Origin of the sequence: Protofrankia sp. Cr2 (assembly GCF_963555885.1) — a bacterium.
GTDB lineage: Bacteria > Actinomycetota > Actinomycetes > Frankiales > Frankiaceae > Protofrankia.
Map to the genome: position 1 here is coordinate 1 of NZ_CAUVXG010000056.1, position 19,614 is coordinate 19,614.

Sequence of the window (19,614 nt, forward strand, 5' to 3'; positions counted from 1 at the left end):
AGCCTCAATCCCATCCGCACAGCGCCGCGCCGCCTGCCCCCGCAGCTCCGCCGCCTCCAACGCCAACCGCCGGGCCCGGGCCCGATCCGCGCTCGCCACCTGCCCCCGACCCGCCGCCGCCCGCACCTGCCCGGCCAGCACCTGCGCATCCCACAGCGCCGTTGCCGCACCAATCGAACCGTCGGACAGCTCCGCCCGCGGCCACAACAAAAGCTCCCGATCCGGGGGCAGCAACGCCCGGACCTCCCCCAACGCCGCCCGATAACGATCGTCGGCGTCCAAGCCCTGGCGGAGCGCACCCCCCGCCCGGATCTTCGCCTCAGTCAGACCGTTCGCAAAACCGAACAGCGCATCCCCACACCCCCGGTAGGCACGAGCCAACCGGCCCAACCCGTCGGGTAACTCCACCAACGCCTCGGTGTAAGCCGGCGCGTAGTCACCGACCATCGCCAGGTCACCACCACTGCCCGCGATCGCCCGCAACCGCGCGGTACCGCTCTCGGCAAGCTCAGCCTGGCCACGCAACCGGACGGCCATGCCCCGCACCGCATCCGGATCACCCGGAGTCGGATCACCCTCCAACTCCAGCACACCCCAGTCGCTCACCGCAGTCCTCCCCGCATCGGCACCGACCATCGAGAGCAACCACCGAACGCGACCCACAGCCGCACGATCACAGCCCTGTACATACAGGAATGCACTGTGACATAACCCGCATCATTTTTCCAGGAAATCAAGATTCTTTCAGGCGTCGGACGTGTCCCGTTCCCCAACCCAACCGATCCTGTCGGCGGCTACAGAGCGCAGCCAAGGAGGGCCGCTGTCGGTAAGATCTCAACACGACAATCAAAACGATCGTGACATTCCTCCGCGTGACACCCTGAAGAAATGCACATTCCTCAGGGTGCGACGCGGAGGAATGTCGACTGGCAGCATGGGCACGAAGGTCGGACAGGTCGCCCAGGAACTAGCCCGCACGAATCCGTGGTGGCGGACCGTCGAGTGGGCAGCAACCGATCCGGACCTGCGCGCGGTACGCAACACCGGTCTCGGGTACCGGTCGCCATGTCTGGACGGCCTGGTCGAAGGGGGTCTCTACCTGCTGCGGGGACCTCGCCGGGTCGGCAAGACGGTGGCCGTGAAGCAGACCATCGTCGATCTGATCAGGCGTGGGACACCGCCGCAGGCGATCGTGCGGATCGCGGCGGACGTGTGGTCGGCCGACGACCTGCGGACGGTCGTCCAGAACACCGCGCTACCGCCGGTGCCGCCGGGAACGGCGCGGTGGTGGCTGTTCGACGAGATCACCGGGACGACCGGTGACTGGGCAGCACAGATCAAGTGGTTGCGAGACAATGATCCCGAATTCGCACTGGCCACCGTGGTGCTGACCGGGTCGAACGCGGCAGGACTGACCGCAGCCTCGGGCGTACTCGCCGGCCGGCGCGGGCGGATCAACCATGGCGACCGCACCCTGCTTCCACTGGGGCTCCGGACCTTCGCGCGACTGCTACGCCCGCGCCTGCCGGACATCCCCGCTATCGACCTCGCCCACCTGCGTGGAGAGATGGCCCGCAGAACATACGCTGAGCTGCTGCCCTGGCTGGACGATCTGGTGATCGCCTGGGAGACCTACCTGATGTACGGCGGATTCCCGATCGCCGTGGCAGCGGCTCATGCTGGTGAACCGGTGCCCGCGTGGTTCGTCGACGACGTCTTCAACGTCGTGTTCCGGGACGCTTTCTCGGCGTCCCAACTCAGCCAGACCAGCACCGCCGCACTGGTGGAACGACTCATGCGGTCGATGGCAGCCCCCGCCAACATGAGCAGGATCGGTGCCGACCTGGATCTCAAACACGATGTGGTAGCTCGCCACGTCCGCTATCTCGGCGACGCCTACCTGCTCTGGCACTGCCCGCAGAAGGCCGAACGTGCCTGGACGGCCCGGGAACGCGCTCAGGACAAGCTGTACGCGATCGATCCACTGGTCGCACGGCTGGCTCACCTGCGCAACCCCGCCCGATCCGACATCGACATCACCGTGCTCGCCGAGATGCAGACCGGCCTGGCTCTGCAGCGCTGTGCCCATGCCCACGGGGCAGGATGGGCCGAGGACCTGTTTCTGTTCCACCTGCGTACCTCGTCCCGCCATGAGATCGACTTTGTCGCCGAGCAACTGGCTGACACAGCGGTGGAAAGCACATACGTCGAGGGGGGCACCTGGCGAGGTGCGACCACCACCATCAGCGCGTCCGGGTACGACGGACTACTGGTCACCCGTAATGTCCTGGACACCCGAGAGGAGAGCGGGCCATAGGCGGTACCCGCAGGAATCCTCTGCTACCTGATCGACGCCTGAACTGGCTCTATCGCTGAGGGTGCGTACCGCCCGCCGACAAGATCGGCGCGAGTTTGTCGTCAGGTACGCCTATCCGGCCAAAAACCGTACCTAACAACAAACAAACGCCGATCACCATCTCCGGGGACGGCCGGGGGGACAGCTCCGGGGACGGCCGAGGATAGCCGCACTCGGCCGATCAGGGGTGCGTGGCGGCGGGCAGGAAGGGGCTCGGGGTGCCGTGCCAGAAGATGGCGAGCTCGTCGCGGGCCCGGGTCGCGGCCACGAAGAGCAGGGACCGGTCGCGCATGCGTTCCCGCAGATAACGTTTGGGGTCGGTGTCCTGGTGGCGCTCGATGCCGCTGTGCGGTACCAGCCCCGCACTCACCCCGCCGATGATCACCCGCCGGTACTCAAGCCCCTTGAAGCGGTGCATCGTGCCCACGTGCACACCGTCATGCTGCTTCGGCCCGTCGGGGCCGATCTCGACGGCGGTGACGCCATCCTCGGCAAGCCGTTGGATGACCTCGCCGGCCAGCTGCCTGGTCGGTAGGCACACCGCGATCGAGCCGTCGGCCATCGAGCCGTCGACCGCGGCCCCCCACGCCCGCACCTGCCGGCTGATCAGCTGCTGTTCCTCGGCCCAGCTGCCCACACCGTGCAGCGTCGGGCGGCCACCGTGCAGCAGCGAGCGGTATCCGGCGAGGTTCTCCGCGCCACCGTCCAGGTCGTCATACGTCTCCCCGCTGAGCAGTTCCAACGCCGTGGCCAGGATCTGCCGCGTAGTGCGATAACTGAGGGTGAGCTTGGCCGACCGTCCGCGGATGTTGACCCCGAGGCTGCCCAGGGTGACGTAGTTGTCGTAGATGCGCTGGTGGGTGTCGCCGACGAGGAACATGTCGTCCGCCATGGCGGGGACCATGGCGCGCAGCATCTTCCAGTGCGCGGCGCTGAGGTCCTGCGCCTCGTCGACGACGATGTGCCGGTAGCGGTAACGCGGGGTAGAACCGGAGCTGCTCTCCCCGCTGACCTCCCGTTGGCCAAGAGCCCGCTGGATCTGCGCCTCGCGGTCCAACTCCAGGCGTGCAGCGCGGCCGGCGAGCTGACGCCAGGTCCACACGCCGTTGTCCTCAAGGCGCTTTTCGAACCGTTCGGCGAGCCGCCAGACGGCGTCGCGGTCCTGGCGGGTGAGCGCACGGCCGCGGCCCGGTCGGCGTGCCTTGAAGTAGTCGGTCCGCGAGCTCAGTACCTGCCCGAGGATGACCTGTGACCATTCGGCGGCCAGAAACTCCGGCTCCCACCGTGTCTCACCCAGTTCGAACAGCATGGTCCGCCACTGGTCCACGGCGACCGTGTCATCGACTATCCGGCGACGGCTGTCGAGGCCGGCCTCTGCGACGATCCTGCTGGCAAGCTTGTCGATGTTGATGATGTCCACCCGGGCGACCAGTTCCGGCCCGGCCAGCGCCAGCAGCCGGGTGCGCAGGTCCGCGGCGAGGTTGCGGTTGAAGGTCGTCAACAGGATCGGCTTGTCGTCCCCCGGTGGCAGGCGTTCGGCCAGGTGGCGGGCGCGGTGCAACGCGACGATGGTCTTGCCGGTTCCCGGGCCGCCGCCGACCCTGGCCGGCCCGTTGTACCGACGTTCGACCAGCTTGCGCTGGGTGGGATGCAGGAAGACCTGCCACCGGGCGAACGACTCGGCGAGGATCGCCCGCAGCGCCTCGTCGTCGCTGGTGACCTGGGTTGCCGGGCGTTCGACCGCGGCAGCGAAGTCGTCGGGGTTGACCGGTTCGCCGGCGCGGACGGGGTCGGTCACCTCCTCCAGCACCTGCTCGAAGGTCTTGCCGTCGTGTAAGGCCAGCAGGACGTCGGCGGTGAGCTGGGGCGCGATGTCGGCGAGGGCGAGCAGTTCGTCCTCGGTGACGATCCGTCGGATGAGCGGAATCAGCGGTTCGGACACGCCGAGGTCGAGCAGGACCTGGTCGCCGATGTCGGCGAAGAGCGGGCGCGGCCCATGCTTTTCCGTCGCCTGCTCCGTCGCCTGCTCCGTCGCCTGCCCGGCGTTGCCGACCGGCCCTGGCGGCAGGAGGCGCCCGACGATGCTGTCACCGACCGGGGACAGGTCGACGACCTCGATACCGCCGGTGACCCGGTTGATCTGGTAGCGGTACCGGTCGAGGTTGTCGTAGACGTCCTTACGGTTGCGCACCGAGAGAAGCAGGTAATCCTGCGCACCGACGTGCAGCAGCAACGCCCGGAAATCGTTGCCGACCCGGGCCGACCACAGCCGCGAGTCTCCCTTGAGCTGCTTGAAGTGCAGTCCCGGGCTCTGCGGATTACGCCGGAACTTGTCCTGGAACTCATAGACCGCGCCCTTTTCGGTGCGTGACAGCGCCAGGATCTCCTTGTCCGCCCGTTCCAGGATCCGCAGCGTCACTCCACCCTGGCCACTCACCGGTCCGCGTCCTCTCGTGATCCGTCCGCCATTATGATCTTCTCGGCGAGTTCGGAGCTGGTCCACTCGATGGCCGTCCGGGCATCCCAGCCGGCCGCGGCGTAGGCGGCGTCCCGGTCAGCGGTCTCGGAGTCGACCACACCATCGAGGTCAGCGCCCACCGCGCCGGAACCCGGACCGGAACCCGCGCCGCGCAGGAGCACCGCGACCCGGGCCGCGGGCCACGCGACTTCGGCCTGCCATGCCTGCTCACCGAGCTCGTAGCCGACATCAGGCGGCGGCACACCATGAGCCGGCACACCATGAGCCGGCACATCGAGAGCCGGCACATCGAGAGCCAGCACGCCGCGGACAAGCGACTCCAGGCCGGGTTCGTCCGGGTCGAGCAGGTCCAGGACCTCCCGCCAGCGATGGTCGGCCGGTTCGGCGCCGGTCTCCACCGGTCTGGCCGGTTGGGACGCTGCCCGGCCGAGCCACGAGGACGTCTCGTCGTCGAGCGGGAGGGCCCGCGCCGCGGGCCGCAGTCCGCTACCTTCGGCGACCGCGAGCAGCCCGGGGTCGAAGGTGTCCAGAGCGCAGAGGGCGAGCTGGACGCCGTCCCCGCCGCCGGAGTCGAGGAACTGCACCAGGTTGGTCCAGTACAGCCAGGCGGCCCAGCGAATCCTGTGATCGTCGGTGTCCGCGGCGGTGTCGGCGGTGATGGTCTGCGGCCGGTCGTCGACCACCGCGAGGGCCGACCACACCCGGTTGGCGGCCCCGGCCCGCTCGTCGATGAGCAGCACGATCGGGCATCGGTTGGTGTCGGCGACCCGCAGGAGGATGACCGGGTCGATGCCGCGCGGCGGAAGATCGTCGCCGCGCAGTGCCGGCGCGATCAGGTCGGCGATGTGCCGGGAGTCCGCGGATGTCGCCACCGCTCCCGGTTGGTTCAGCAGGCCGGCGAGCGCACCTTCGGCGCGGGCCCGCCACACCCGCGGCTCCGGGTCCCGCAGGAACGCCAGCAGCATGTCGATCGGGTTCACCCAGACCAGCTCGCCGAGCTCCCCGCCGTCACGTCCGGTGCGCTGCTGGTAGTACGCGCGGGCGGCCTGCTGCCCGAGGCCGTGGTAGGGCGGCCACACCCGCGGCCGGTCGCCGCCGGCAGTGCCTGTGCCGCCGGTGCCGCCGCGCCAGTCCTCCACGTCATCCCAGGTGAGCTGGAAGACGTGCACACCGTGGGCGCGCAGCCGGGTCCGCTTGTCGGCGTCGTCGGCGAGCCGGTTGTGCTCGGCGGAGGCATGGTAGCGATAACCGTCGAGGTACACGGCAACCTCGACGGGGGCCGCGTCCATGCGGACGAAGTGGACGTCGGGGCGGGTGCCGCGGATGGCGTTCTGCAGCTTCATCCGCCAGTGGACGACCTGGCCGTCGGGCCCTTCCATCCGCAGATCGGCAATGCGGGCGCCGTTCTGGTCGGCTCCCCGGGTGATGCTGGCCCTGGGCTGCGGGGCACTGTCAGGGCGTTCGGCCCAGTCGAGCAGGGCCTGCAGGAACCGCAGTTCCAGTTCGCTTTCGACCTGGTCGAACAGGGAGATCTCGTCGGTCCGCACCGATGCTGCGACCGTCCACGGGTCGAGGAGCCCCCGCAGCATGGCGAGCGCCTCAGCCCGGATCATCAGCGGGAACTCCCTGTCCCGGGCGTAGCGCAGCAGGCACCGGTGGCAGGCCGGTTTGCCCGCACCGACACAGCGGCAGCCTTCGATCACAGCCTGCGCGGCCTGCAGCACGTCACGGAAGCTGTCCGGGTCACTGATCCGGTGCAGGTAGCCGGTACCACCGGGCTGGATGTCGTGGACGACGAGAAACCGCCGGGTTTGCCCGGTGTCACGGTCGGGCATGACCGCCGCCGCGACCCGCAGATGATCGGGATCACCACCGTAGCGGGCGGCGATGCCCAGACGCAGGGCCGCGGCAAAGGATGTGATCCGCTCCGCCACGGCGGCGGTGACCGCCGGCACCAGGATGCGCAGTGCCTCGGTGCGCAGCTCGTGGGCGAGGACCAGGGCGACGTGTTCCGCGGCGAACGGGTCCCGCCGGTAGCGGCACCACAGGCGGTGATGGTCAGCTGCCCGGTCACCGCGGCCGGTCGAGCCGTCGACGGACGAGGTGGCGGTGGTCAGCGCCGGGCCTGTCGTCGGCGGCGGCCCGGCGCTGGTGGTGCCGCCGCACGACGTGCACGTGTAGAAGGGGTTGAGCCGCGTCTCGACACCGGCGAAGGTGTCGCCGGCGGGCCGGTCGTACCGGGCCGCGCCCAGGTTGAACTCGCGGATGACGGCATGGCGGGTGTAGTCGACGCCGAAGGTGAGATGGCTGTGCCGCCAGGACCGGCTGACACCGGCCGGGTCGATGTCGACGGCGATCTCCGTGGTGTAGAGCTTGATGTCGCGTTCGTCGGAGTCGTCACGGATTCTCGCGTCCTCCCGCCGGTCATGCGAGGTGACCGTGGTGGGCCGCAGGACGGTGAACAGGTTGCCCGCGTCGGCGATCGCCGCGGCGGCGCAGCGGGGGCAGCGAGTGGTGTCCTCGGCGGCCAGCGTGGTGCGGACGTAACCGCAGGCCGGGCAGACCCGCCACTGTTGGTAGGCGGGCCGCTTGGGCGAGCCGATGTCAAGCCCGGAGACGACATGCCGGTAACCCAGCACGTAGTAGCTGTTGCCGGGGGCGAGTTCCACCAGCGCGGGACGGGCTGGACGGCTGTATTCCCGCAGTTCGCTGTGGAAGACCCGGTTGCCGTCGCCGCTGCGGTCCTCCCAGGCGAGCGTGGCTTCCAACGCGGTGCGGCTGTCGATCAGCGCGTAGTTAGGCAGCAGCCCGGACTCGACGAGGGTGCCGTGGGCCGAGGCTTTGCCGATCTCCGCGATCCGCCGGGCGACCGCCCTGCGTTCCGCCCGCAGCGCCCGGTGCTCACGGTCCTGGTCGGGGTCGGATGTGATCAGCAATGCGGCGGCCTGCTCGATCGCGTCGAGCCGGTAGCGCAGGTCGGCCAGGCGCCCGTCCCACTCGGCCTCCACCGCCCGGACGGCGTGGCCGAGCCCGCCGGTTGCGTAGTCACGCAGTTCGGCCGCGGCGGCTGCGCTGACCCCGGCAGTAGCCGCCCCGCCGGCGGCAGCGTTGCCGGAAGCAGTGTCGCCGAACAGGCCGAGGAACTCCGCCACAACCGTGTCACCGACGGCGAGGGCCGCCTCGGTGAACGAGGCGAGCCAGCCGGACGGGCCGAACAGCGCCGAGGCCCACCGCGGCAGCGCCAGGATGCCGGGGAGCCGGCCCCGGGCGGTCAGATCCACCAGGTGCGCCACGTACTGGCGGCGCAGGATCTCCACGGCCGACAGGTAACAGCCCGGCGGGACGATCTCCCCCGCGATCATCTCCCGCGGGTCGGTGAGGTAGTAGCGGTCGCGTTCGCGGCGGCCCAGCAACGTCAGCACGAACGCGTTGCCGCTGCGTCGTCCCGCGCGGCCGGCCCGCTGCACGTAGTTGGCGGGCCCGGTGGGCAGCGACGCCAGCACCACCGCGGACAGGTCACCGATGTCGATGCCCAGTTCCAGGGTGGGGGTGCACGACAGCACGTTCGGGTCGGTGTAGCGGCTGCCGTCCCGGAACTGCTTTTCGACCTTCTCCCGCTGGGGACGGGTCAGCATGCCGGTGTGCTCGCCGGTGACGACCCGGAAGATCCCGCCCTCGGTGTACAGCCGCCGGTAGTAGTCGGTGGGAACGTCGTCATCCGAGCCGCCGGGAACGCTGCCGGGAGCGCCCGCGGTGAGCCGGCCGGGGCAGCGGTAGCGCCCGCAGCGCTGCCCGACCCAGTCGGCCACCCGCGCCGGGGCCACAGTCTGCGTCCAGGCGCAGGAGTCACAGCGGACTTCGGCGGCGGCCACCTCGTCGTCCCCGAGCCGGGTCACCCGGATGTGGCCGGGTTGCAGCCCGTAGACGACGGTGGTGGCGTCGTCGGCGACCCGGCGGGCCAGCGCTCCGGCGTCGGCGAGGACGGGCAGGAGCCTGGCCAGATAGTCGGTGGCGTGCTCGCGGGACAGTTCCAGGCAGCGGACCGCCCAGTCCTGGTACCAGCCACCGCGGGCGGTGATGACGTCGAATTCGCTGCGGCGCTTCGGCGCGGACAGCAGGAACGCCGGCGCGGACATCCCGCGGGGGAACGCGGGCATGCCGTTGGGTCGCCCACCCCACACCTTCCAGCGTGCCCCGGCCTGGCCGAGGTAGCCGTCGAGCCAGCGGTGCCGGACCGCGCCGCGCATCCGCAAACGTTCGAGCAGTCCACGGACGAACGCCAGGTAGGTCGCCTCGTCCGCGGGAGCGCCGGTGGTCACCGGCCCGTGCAGGAACACGTCCCGGCACAGCGCGGCGATCTTCTCCGGTTCGTCGAGGATGACCTCGGCGGCGGCGGTGCGGGTCAGCTCCAGGGTGCGGCCCGCCCGGGACCGCAACCCGAACTCCATGATCGCCGCGAAGGCGAGCCGGTCACCGATCAGCTGCCAGACCTCCGCGCCGCCGGCGTGCTCACCGGCGAGCAGGCCGTCGATCCCAGGCTGGTCGTGCAGGTCCGGCGGGACGATCGCGGCCAGCGTCCCGGGGTCGGCCGCCGGGCCGGTGGCGGCGGCGATCAGATCGGCGAGCAGGTCGTTGAGCGCCACCGGTTCGCCGGGCCGCAGCTGCCCGACGAGCAGCGAGCGCAACGAGAACGTGTACGACCGGTTGGCGATGAACCCGGCGCGGTGCGCGGCGTCCTGCACCGAGTCGTTGAACAGCAACGTCCTGTTCTCGCGGCCAGTGAGCTCACCACCGGTGAACAGCTGGGTGACCGCGACCGACGCGAGCGTGGCGAGCCCGGCACCCAGATAGCGGATGCCCTGGTCCAGGCCGCAGGCCGGGCAGCGGTCGGCCTCTGCGCCGGCGACATCGGTAAGATCACCGAGGACGGCGACGCCGTCGGGGATGCGGGTCGTGCCGCGATCGTCGGACGCGGGTGCGCCGTTCGACCCGGCACTGTTCGACCCGGCGCCGGGCGCGGGCGCGTCCCGCGCCGGGTCGAACGGCCGGACCCGGCTGCCCGCCGACTCCAGGACCAGCAGACCCCGACCGGTGCCCGCGATCTCGCTCGCGGTGGCGGCGATCAATGCCCGGACCTGGCGCTTGTCCGCGCCGACACCGGCACGGTAGATCTTGTCCGGGTCGGTGACGAGCTCGGCGGGATCGCGTTCGGGTGAGATGGCCGCCCATCCCGACCGGCCGCAGTGCCGACAGTGGATCGCCGGGAGCCGCGCCTGGCGCCGGTCGGTGACCACCGCGTCCGCGTCGGAGGCTTCCGGGTCGGGGTCGCGCAGCGGTTCGCCGTCCCAGCCGAACGTGGGTGCAGTCCCGACGCCGCGCAGCAACCGTGACACCGCCCGTACCCACAGGTGCGTCTCCACGCTGACCAGCGGCCGCAGCGGAAAGTCGGCCTCAGCGGGGTCAGCGGGGTCATCGGCGTCATCGGCGTCATCGGCGTCATCGGGCTTGTCGGAGACCCGGGCCGTCGACAGCAGCGCGACGAACCGGGCGAGCGCCGCCGCGGCCAGGTCCGACCCGGTTGCCAGCGCCTGACCCCAGTTGTAGGCGCCGCGCCGCGGCAGCAGTTCGAGGATCTCGCCGGCGGTCTTCGGCTGGTCACCGAGGATCTCCAGCACGGCCGCGGTCAGGATGTGTCCGCGCAGCTTCTCCCCGAGATGGCAGGGGTCGACGTTGTCGTCGCCGAGTACGGCCAGGGCGATCCGGCCCATCGCGGACGGGTCCCGGCCCGGGTCGGCGATGGCCGCGAGTTCCGCCGGGTCGGGCACGGGCAGACCGTAGTCGAGATCTCCGATGATCTCGCTGGTACTCCGGCGGGCCTCCCCGACCAGCGCCTCCGCCTCGAAGGGCACCCCGAAGACCTGGCCGGCGACCTCACGGATGCCCGCTCCCCCGTCGGCGCCGCTACCTTCACCCAACGTCGCGGATGTGGCCACCGGGCAGATCGTGCCGAGCGGACGGCCGGGCTCGGCCTTGCCGGTCGCCGCGGCCAGGCGCCGCAGCAACATCGCGACGTCGGTGCCCTGGGCGCCGTCGTAGGTGTGGAACTCGTCCAGGACGACGTAGGCGAGGTCGACGCCGTCCCACAGCGTCAGGTCGTCGGCGCGTTGCAGCAGCAGATCGAGCATCTTGTAGTTGGTGACGAGGATGTCCGGCGGGGTGCGGCGCATCTCCGACCGCTTCGTCATCACCCGGGTGTAGCTGACCTCGGGAACGTCACCGATGTAGAGGCCGGCGGTCACATCGGCGAGCCCGGCCTGCTCCAGATAACCGTTGATGCGCAACGTCTGATCGGTGGCCAGGGCGTTCATCGGGTAGAGCAGCAGCGCCTTGACCCCGATACGGCCCGCCCGCCGTGCCCGCTGACAATGATCGAGGACGGGGATCAGAAACGACTCGGTCTTGCCCGAACCGGTACCGGTCGTCACCATCGTCGGACGGGCCGGGCCGTGCAGGGTACTCAGCCGCTCGAACGCGTTGGCCTGATGCTCGTACGGGGTGAAGTTCGCCGGCGCCCACTCCAGATGGCGGCGCCAACCGTCGGCCGCCGGCCGGAACGGGGTGCGGATCCGCAGGTACGGGCCGCGAAAGATGCCATGCTCGGGATGGTTGAGGAACGTCGCGAGCGCCGCACGTTCGCCCGCGTCGGCGAGCGCGAACGTGGTGGTCAAATACTGGGTGAGGTTCGCGCGCAGACCCTCGGCGGCAAGCGTCGGCCTCACGGCGTCCACCCCGCGTCCTTCGCCGCCTGCAACCGGGCGCTGAACACCGCATGGGCCTGGCGCATCTCGCCTTCCCGGTCCGCCTTGTAGAACGGCGGCGAATACCCCTCCGGCGGCGCGACCCGCTCCGGATCCTCCAGATGCGCCATCAGCTGGACGTAATGCTCCTTCGTCTGCCCATGACCGTAGGTATTGTGATTACCGGCAATCTTACGGCCGTTCGCATCGAACCACATCCGAGCTTCATAATCGGACAAAACCGGATACCGCGACCGATAGATGGCGACGAGCTGGTCGGCAGTGATATTAAGCCAAACCGCCACGAGAGCATCGATCTCCACAAGGGCGCAACGACGTTCCCGTTCAGCACGGAGCGGTGTCGTCCAGTTCCATTCTGGACCAACGTCGCCGAGCGGCGATAGCCCTGGCCAACCGACGGCCCAGATTTCAGACTCACTCCAGGAGGAATCGAAAATATCACTCCACAGATCCGCGTAGGCCACACTGAGGCTGTTCATCCGAAGAGTACGCAAGAGCAGCGCGGGGACAAGAGGGTGAGCCGGATCAGGTGAGGGCATCTTCTGAACACCGGCGGGCGTCAGATCAGCACGTCCCGTGACACGCAAAAAATAGTCCAGCGGTAGAGCAGCCCAAAAACCCGCAGTAAGGACAGTCCTGATGCAATCAGGAAAAGCCAGGGTATAAACGGCATGCACATGAGTGGGACCTGGGGGAATAATAGCGGCAAAAAGGCTGCGCTCGGTATCAAACGGAATCAATTTCCGCCACGCTACGCGAAAATACTCCGTATACGAGCGACCATTCCAGAGATCTTGCGCATCACGGTAACGTCTCATATCGCAGCCACGCGTATAGTTGGTACGCGGGATCGGCTCCTTGGTCAGACTTACCAAGTCCCAACCTGACCAGTCACGATTTGTCTTGCAAGGTTGATTTGGTTGCTTACTGAAAATAGTAGACACGCCAAAATGAGGACCCTGAATTATCAATTCAGATAGCTTAGACGGAACGCTCGTATTCCAAACAATCAACCCATCTTTCTTGGCGACTGTTTCGTTAAATCCCTGACTCATCCATGGATTAAGACGCCCCACGCGTAGCTCGGTATCAGCAAGTGCACTAATAGCACCTTGCTCATCGGTAGTCACGAGATGGAGCAAGGCCGTCTCGCGAAGAGGCGTAGCAGAACCTCCCGAAAGCCTGTTCCACTGAGCCAACAGGGTTTCGTTCACTTCAATCATTCTGGCCCTGTGTGGCCTCAGCTCCCACTCACCACTATATTTGATTCCAGGCTTCTCGCCAGAACCATTATGAGTAAGAGAACCGACAAGAGCCCTCGGTTCGAAGAGCCAGCTTAAGTGTACAAATTTAATTATTCTCGACGTACCGTAGATGTGGATGCCAAATTGCCGAGTCCCTTCAATTTCGGCAAAGAGTTGTAGCCGATTCGAGAAGTGCGCGTGAAAACGAAGATGTTCGTACGATGCCGCCCGGAGCGGGCCTTCTTTCACCCCACCGAAATGCGTATCCGGATGGATCAAGCCGGCGATTCCGCGATTACACAAACTTGACCACACTGTACACATAAACGCCCGATAAAGATCGGGGCGCGTCCCGGCAATAAGCGGATAAACCGATGGCGATGCGAGCATCGTAGCCAAGCCAACGCTATACGCGAACTGACTTAGGAAGAAATGACGGTCTACGTCCGCTTTCAAAATGGCATCTTTTCGCCGGGTCGACTCGTCAGCCGATAGACGATCAGCTAGTTTGAACCACGGGTCAAATTCAGCCAGGACCGTGGATTCATTCCAATCCGGCTGGACCCAGGGGGGGTTGCCGACCTGGAGGTCGAAGCCGCCGCCCGCGAATGCCTGGGCGAAGTGCAGTTCCCAGTGGAAGAAGCCCTGCCGGTCGGCGATCTCCCGCACCACACCGAGCCAGGGGAAGCGTTCGGGCAGCCGGTTCTCGCCGTCCATCCCCATCCAGCCCTCAAGGCCGTTCTCGTACTCCTCCAGGGCTGCGAGCGAGGTGAAATGGGCGCCGAGCGAGTCCGCGGCGATGTCCTTGGCGCCGACCAGCGCCTCGGCGAAGGTCAGCCAGTCGTCCAGGCCGCGCAGCGGCACCAGCCGCCGGAGCCGTTCGACCGCCGACGCCTTCACCTTCCCGGCTGTCTTCCCCGCCGTGGACGAGCTCTTCGACGTCCCGGGCAGCGACGACTCGGATGATTCGGACGGCTCCGCCGAGCCATCCAGGTCGAAGTCGAACAGGGACTCCTTCGCCCAACTGGGCGCAACCACGGCGTCCCCCGCGGGCTGCGCCTGTTCGGTGTGCCGGACGATGACGACATCCCGCTCGTACTGTGCGGCCGAGCCGTCGAGCAGGCCGACCGAATCCAGCGGCCAGAACCACAGCGCGCACCAGGCGTCCATCAGCATCTTCAGCCGCCAGTACGGCGTGCCCGGCGCCTCCAGGTCGGCGAGGATCTTCTCCCGCGGCACCGCCCCGGTGACGGGTGGCAGGTCGTCGGCGCCCCAGACGTCGATGTGCCGGCGGATCTCCCGTTCGGAGATCTCCAGGCGCTGGCGCACCAGCCCCCACAGGAACTCGACCCGGCCCGCGATCCCCTGCAACCGCTTGACCTGGCTGTTCTTCCCCTTGTCCGCAGGCACGCGCAGCATCGCCCGTCGCCAGGCGGCCAGCTGTTTGGCCTCCTCGGGCGCGAGCTGGCGGGCTTCCTTCTCCCCCGCGACCGCACCCCAGCCCTCGGCGGGCAGCAGAAAGTGGTGGATGACCCCGTCCGGCAGGTCGCCGTCACGGAACGGATGGTCGGTGGGAGCGGTGGTCAGCCACCCCTTGTCGGCGAGTGTCGCCGGCTCGTAGTAGCGGCGGCCGGCACCGATGAGCGAGTTACCGCGCCGCAGGTGCAGGCCGAACCAGGGTGCCTGCAGACCGGCGTGCATCACGTTCAGCCACAGCGACACCTCGGCCAGTTCCACGGCGGTGCGATTGAGGTCCACGCCGTAGCAGTTGTGCAGGGCGATGTACGCCTTGACCTTCTGCAACTCGACGGCATATCGCTCCGGATCGAGACTCGCCCCCAGCTCCCGCTGACGCCGCCGCAGGTACTCGGCGGCAACCTGGTTGATCGCCTCGTTGAGGAAGGCCCCGGAGCCCAGCGCCGGCTCGCAGATCGTCCAGTCCAGCAGCTCGCGGGCGGGCGTCGTGGTGCCATCCTGGTCGAGGCGGTACCTGAGCGTGAGCTGGACGGTCACCTCGGTCAGTGACTGCGGGGTGTAGTAGGAGGCGCTGGTCTGGCGGTCCCGGCCGGCGAGCCGGTACACGAACGACCCCGCCGGGTAGCGGACGCGGAGCCCGGTACGGCGGCCCATGTCGTCGAGCGCGCGGGCGAAGACCGCGTCGGGGTAGTCGTCCGCCCGCGACGCCGGGATCATCCAGCTGCCGTCGGATGGGTCGCCGCCCTTGGCGACCTCATACAGCTCCTCCGCGGCGATGAATCCGGTGTAGGACATCAACCCCTCGTAGACCGCGCCGAGCTGGTTGATGCCGAGTTGGGCGTAGGAGATGAACCCGCCGCGTTCCTTCTTCTTACCGCGGGTGAGCATCAGCAGCCGCAGCACCTCGTACAGGCAGGTGTTGCGCAGCCGGGTGTCGATCGTCCGCGCGTCGGACCCGTCACCGTCGTCCCGGCCGTCGCCGTCGCCGTCGTCCCCGTCGTCATCCCTGTCGTCGGCCCCCGGATGGGTCAAAGCACTGCGACCGATCAACTTGATCGCCTCAGGGAGGAACAGCTCGGACCGCAACGGTTCGAAGCGGATGCCCTCGCCGTCGCTGCGCTCGGCCTCGTCGCTGTCGGTCTGCCTGTCCGAGGCGGCCTCAGGCTCGGGCTCGGGCTCGGCGCCACGGGGGCGGTGCCCCTCGTTGACCATCCGGAACAGCAGGTCCAGCGACTCGTACAGGTGGAAGCCACCACCCGCCGACTCGCCGATCAGCGTGCGGGAAACGAGATCGCCGAGCCGGGCGAGGCTGTACCCCTCGGCGTACTCGGGATGGTCCACCGGCAGCACGCCGAGCTCCGGGCGGGCCTCGGCGTAGAGCAGGAACAGGATCCGGTAGAGGTAACGCAGCGCCTCCCGGGCGAGTTCACGTCCCAGCTCATCGGGTTCCATGATCTGCTCGGGACGGGCACCGGCCGCCCGGATGCGGTCGAGCACCTCATTGGCGATCAGCTCGACGGACAGCCGCAGCCCCTCCCGCAGCTCCGCGGAGACGCCGACCGCCTGCCGCCGGGAACCCTCCCGCAGCTCGGCGAGGCGCTCGGCGCCGCCCTCCTCGGGCGGGCACAGCGAGTCCGCACCGAACAGCGCGGCGATCATGTCGAGTTCGCCGCCGGGCCGGGTGTCGTTGCGCCCGAACGCCACATCGAGGCTGACCGCCAGGTAGCGGCCCTCGCCCCAGGTCAGCCGGTCTGCGAGCGTCACCACACCGCCGGTCAGGATGAGCACATAGCGCGGCGGATCGTCGTCGAGGGCGAACAGGTGGCCGGCGAGCGCCATGCCGGTCTCGATGCGTGTCCGCGGGTCGACATCCACCGGGTTCGCCAGCCTGCCGGCACCGTCGGATTCGGTCGCCGCGTCGGTGTCCGTCGCCCAGCCGCACTCGATCGCCAACACCCCGCCCTCGGCGTGGGCGACCGCGACGACATGCTCCGTCCCGGCCCGGATGACGCTGCGCTCCGCCGGTCGCGGCGAGAAGGCCAGCGCGCGCAGGACCTCGTCATGCAACTCGTGCAGTTTGGCCCGGAGCTTGTCGCGTTCGGCGTCATCGGCCATGAGTTCGACGATCTCGGCCTTGAGATCGAAATAGGTCCGGCGCAACGCCCGGATGCCGGCCCGCGGGGTGCGTGCGGCGGTCGTCTTCTCCGCCTCCGTCCAGCGGGGCAGATACTCCTTTTTCACTACACCGGGGAGAAGCTCCCCCAGGTAGTAGGCGGAGAGGTATTCGCCCCGGTTGGTCAGCGACTCGACGGTCACGCGGCACTCTCCAGGACCGCGAGCAGGCGCAGCAACGGCTCGCCGGTGGTCTCCAGCCGCGCAACAAGATCGTTCTGTTCGCGCATGGTGTCATCCACCCGGCGCATTCTGCTGGCCCGCTGGGACGCGGCGGCGGTCTCGGGCAGCAGACTGCGCTGGCGCCAGTCCTCCAGGCGGGCACGGTGGACACGCAACGGTTCGGCAGTCGTGGCGTCCCAGGCGTCGCGCCGCTGCGCCAGATGCCTGCGGGCCGCCTCGACGGCGGCCGGGACGAGCCCCTGCAACCGTCCGAGATCGACCCCCGAGGCGGGATTGGTCATCGCCGCGTTCACCCCGGCCCGCGCCAGCACCTCGGCCAGGGGCCCGACATCCGGCGTGTCGGGCAGGCCACGCACCGCCATCCATTCGACCACGGTCGGCTGGCCCATCCGGTTGCAGTAGATGCCCTGGATGCAGAACACCGGGCCGGTGACGTCGGCGAGCAGGACGGGCGCCTGCTGCCGGCCGAGCCTGACAAGCACCTTGTCGATCAGCCAGTCGACGACCGGATGGATGTCACTGACGTAGGCGATGGCAGGCCAGCTGCTCTTGCGGCTCCTGCGGGCCTCGTCCAGCGTGCGCCCGGCGAGCTCCCGGTCGAAGGTCAGCTTCAGCCGCAGCCGCCCGTCCACCCGCTGGTCGGCCAGGTAGGAGCGGGGCAGGTCCGACATCCGGCGTTCCAGCTCGGGTGGGGCGTCAAAGGCGATCAACCCGTCCTCGCGGCGGAGCCCGAGCGCGTCCTCCGGCGAGCCGAAGACCTCCCGCAGCGCCTCCTGGACGAACTGCTCGGTCGAGGCGAACACGGTCGGTACCGCCGCCCGCTGCGGTTGCGCTGCGACCGAGGTCGCGCCGACACCGGCGAGCAGATCGGCCAGGACATCGCGTTCGGGGCCGACGTCCAGAGACTCCTCGACGGTCCGCCCGGCGAGCAGGTCCTGGACGAGCCGGCGTTCCTCCCGATCGGCGCGATACTCCCCGGTGACCGCCCCGGCGCTGCCGAGACTGCGGTGTGCCTCAGCCTCCCGGGCCAGCAACTTCTCGGCGACCGTGGTGTCGTCCTTGGCTCCGTCCACCGACGAGGTGAGGATCAACGCCCGGAACTGCGGCTGGAGCCGCTGGCCGTAACGATCGATCCGGCCGTTGCGCTGCTCGATGCGGATCAGGCTCCACGGCAGGTCGTAGTGCACCAGCTGGTGACACGCCCGGTGCAGGTTGACGCCCTCGGACGCCACGTCGCCGGTGAACAGCATCCGGACCGGGATGTCCCCTTGGGAGAACTCCTCGACGATCTTCTGCTGCTCGGTGTCGGTCAGGCCGCCATGCATGATCGCCACTGCGTCCCGGGCCGCCCGCCCGGTGAAACCCAGCGCCGCCGGTACCACCTCGGCCAGCCACTTCACCGTCGGAATCCGCTCGGAGAAGACCACGACCCGGACATCGCTCCCTGGGCCGACACCGATCCCGCGCAGCTCGCCTACCAGCGCCGACAGTTTGGCGGAGTCGGTGTCGGTCATGGCCGCCGCCAGCGTACGCAGCCGTCCGAGCGCGGCCCGCTCGGCCGGGTCGGTGCAGCCTGGCGAGCTCAGCCGCGTGTCGACGGTCTGCGCCAGCGCATGATGGGACGACAGGAACGCCTTGAGCAGCGTGTAGGGAAACAGTCGCCGTTCCCTGCTCACAATGCTCACGACCTGCGCACGCGCCACCGGATCGGGCGTGCCCGCATCGCCGGGCTGGTCCGCGTTTCCGGCCGTGCCCGCGTTCCCGACCGTGCCCGCGTCGCCGGGCGGCAGCCAGACCCGCGTGAACTCGGCGAAGATCGCTTCCTCGGCGGGTGTCGCCGGGCACCGCAGTGGCACGGACGGGCCCCGGTCGGCCCAGTCGCCGCTGATCTCGTCCCGGACCTCTTTGTCGATCTTCGTCCGACGGACGTAGAGATGGTTGATGTCCGCATCCGAATAGTGCTCGACATCGGCGATCGCGGCCGGGTCGAGCAGCCTGATCAACTCACCGAAGGACTTCTTGTCGCCGTTGTGCGGGGTGGCGCTGGCCAGCAGGAGTGCGTCTGTCCGGGACGCGAGCAGCCGCGCCAGCCGGTTACGCAGGCTCGCCGAACCGATCAGGTTGTGCGACTCGTCGATCACGACCGCGTCCCAGACGATGTTCTCCAGGTGGTGGCCGTACATGCCGACGTTCTTCAACGTGTCCACCGAGACGATGACCCGCTTGAAATAGGTGAACGGGTTGCGCCCGGCCGGGATCTCCCGCTGGATCCGCTCGATACCCACCGAGTCCAACCGGACCAGCGGCAGGGAGAAACGCGTCCACAGCTCGTGCTGGAACTGTTCGAGCACCTGCTGGGGAGTCACCACGAGGATGCGGTCCCCCCGGCCGCGGCGCGCGAGCTCGGCCAGGATCAGCCCGATCTCCAGGGTCTTGCCCAGACCCACCACATCCGCGATCAGAAGCCGCGGGCGCAGGCCCGACAACGCACGCTCGGCCGGGCGCTGCTGGTAGATCTTCGGGTCGAGCAGGAACGCATCCGCCAACGCCAACCCACGCTCACCGCGCGGCAACGGCGTGCGGCGCAGCAGCGCCTCCAGGAACAGCCGGCTCCGCCGGAACCGTGGCGTGTCATCGGCGACCAGGACGGTGTTCTCCGGGCGCAGCACCTCGACCGGTTCGAGCCGGTCGAAGAACGTCGCCTCGCAGTCCTGGACGAACTCCGACGCCCCCACTACTTTGATCATGCAGCCGTCGTGCGCCGTCTGGACAGCGCTGCGCACCAGCCACTCCTCGTCGCGCACGAGGACCCGCGCTCCCGGCGCGTACGACCCGCGCGGCCCGGCTGTCACCACCGCCTGCCCTTCCCCATCCCTGGACCCCATG

5 protein-coding genes and 1 pseudogene are annotated in these 19,614 nt (G+C 68.8%); 1 reads left to right on the top strand and 5 read right to left on the bottom strand.

Annotated features, from left to right (window positions below; all coding sequences use genetic code 11):
- Positions 1-606, bottom strand: a pseudogene (locus tag U9978_RS19865) (type IV secretion protein Rhs); the annotation flags it as partial.
- Positions 607-919: 313 nt separating this feature from the next.
- On the opposite strand from U9978_RS19865, the gene U9978_RS19870 reads away from it, so the two are divergent.
- Positions 920-2,317 (top strand): AAA family ATPase, encoded by a 1,398-nt coding sequence (locus U9978_RS19870; RefSeq protein WP_322762647.1) that lies wholly within the window; start codon positions 920-922, stop codon positions 2,315-2,317.
- Positions 2,318-2,537: 220 nt separating this feature from the next.
- Here U9978_RS19870 and U9978_RS19875 read toward each other — a convergent pair whose 3' ends face one another.
- Genes U9978_RS19875 through U9978_RS19890 form a run of 4 tightly spaced genes read right to left on the bottom strand, consistent with a single transcriptional unit; the run spans position 2,538 to position 19,613 of the window.
- A complete protein-coding gene (locus tag U9978_RS19875) occupies positions 2,538-4,793 on the bottom strand; it encodes a UvrD-helicase domain-containing protein (RefSeq protein WP_322762648.1) in 2,256 nt (751 codons plus the stop codon).
- Positions 4,790-11,623 (bottom strand): DEAD/DEAH box helicase, encoded by a 6,834-nt coding sequence (locus U9978_RS19880; RefSeq protein ID WP_322762649.1) that lies wholly within the window; start codon positions 11,621-11,623, stop codon positions 4,790-4,792. Before U9978_RS19880 ends, U9978_RS19875 begins: the two co-directional genes overlap by 4 nt.
- Positions 11,611-16,689: a hypothetical protein gene (locus U9978_RS19885; RefSeq protein WP_322762650.1), complete on the bottom strand. Its 5,079-nt coding sequence runs from the start codon at positions 16,687-16,689 to the stop codon at positions 11,611-11,613. The genes U9978_RS19880 and U9978_RS19885 overlap by 13 nt, the downstream gene beginning before the upstream one ends.
- The gene (locus U9978_RS19890; RefSeq protein ID WP_416211055.1) at positions 16,686-19,613 is read right to left on the bottom strand and encodes a helicase-related protein; all 2,928 of its coding nucleotides are present in this window, start codon (positions 19,611-19,613) and stop codon (positions 16,686-16,688) included. The genes U9978_RS19885 and U9978_RS19890 overlap by 4 nt, the downstream gene beginning before the upstream one ends.
- Position 19,614: the final 1 nt, after the last annotated feature.

Excerpts from the sequence above, each read along its gene's own strand:
- U9978_RS19870 (WP_322762647.1), top strand. The coding sequence starts at position 920 with ATGTCGACTGGCAGCATGGGCACGAAGGTCGGACAGGTCGCCCAGGAA.
- U9978_RS19890 (WP_416211055.1), bottom strand. The coding sequence starts at position 19,613 with ATGGGGTCCAGGGATGGGGAAGGGCAGGCGGTGGTGACAGCCGGGCCG.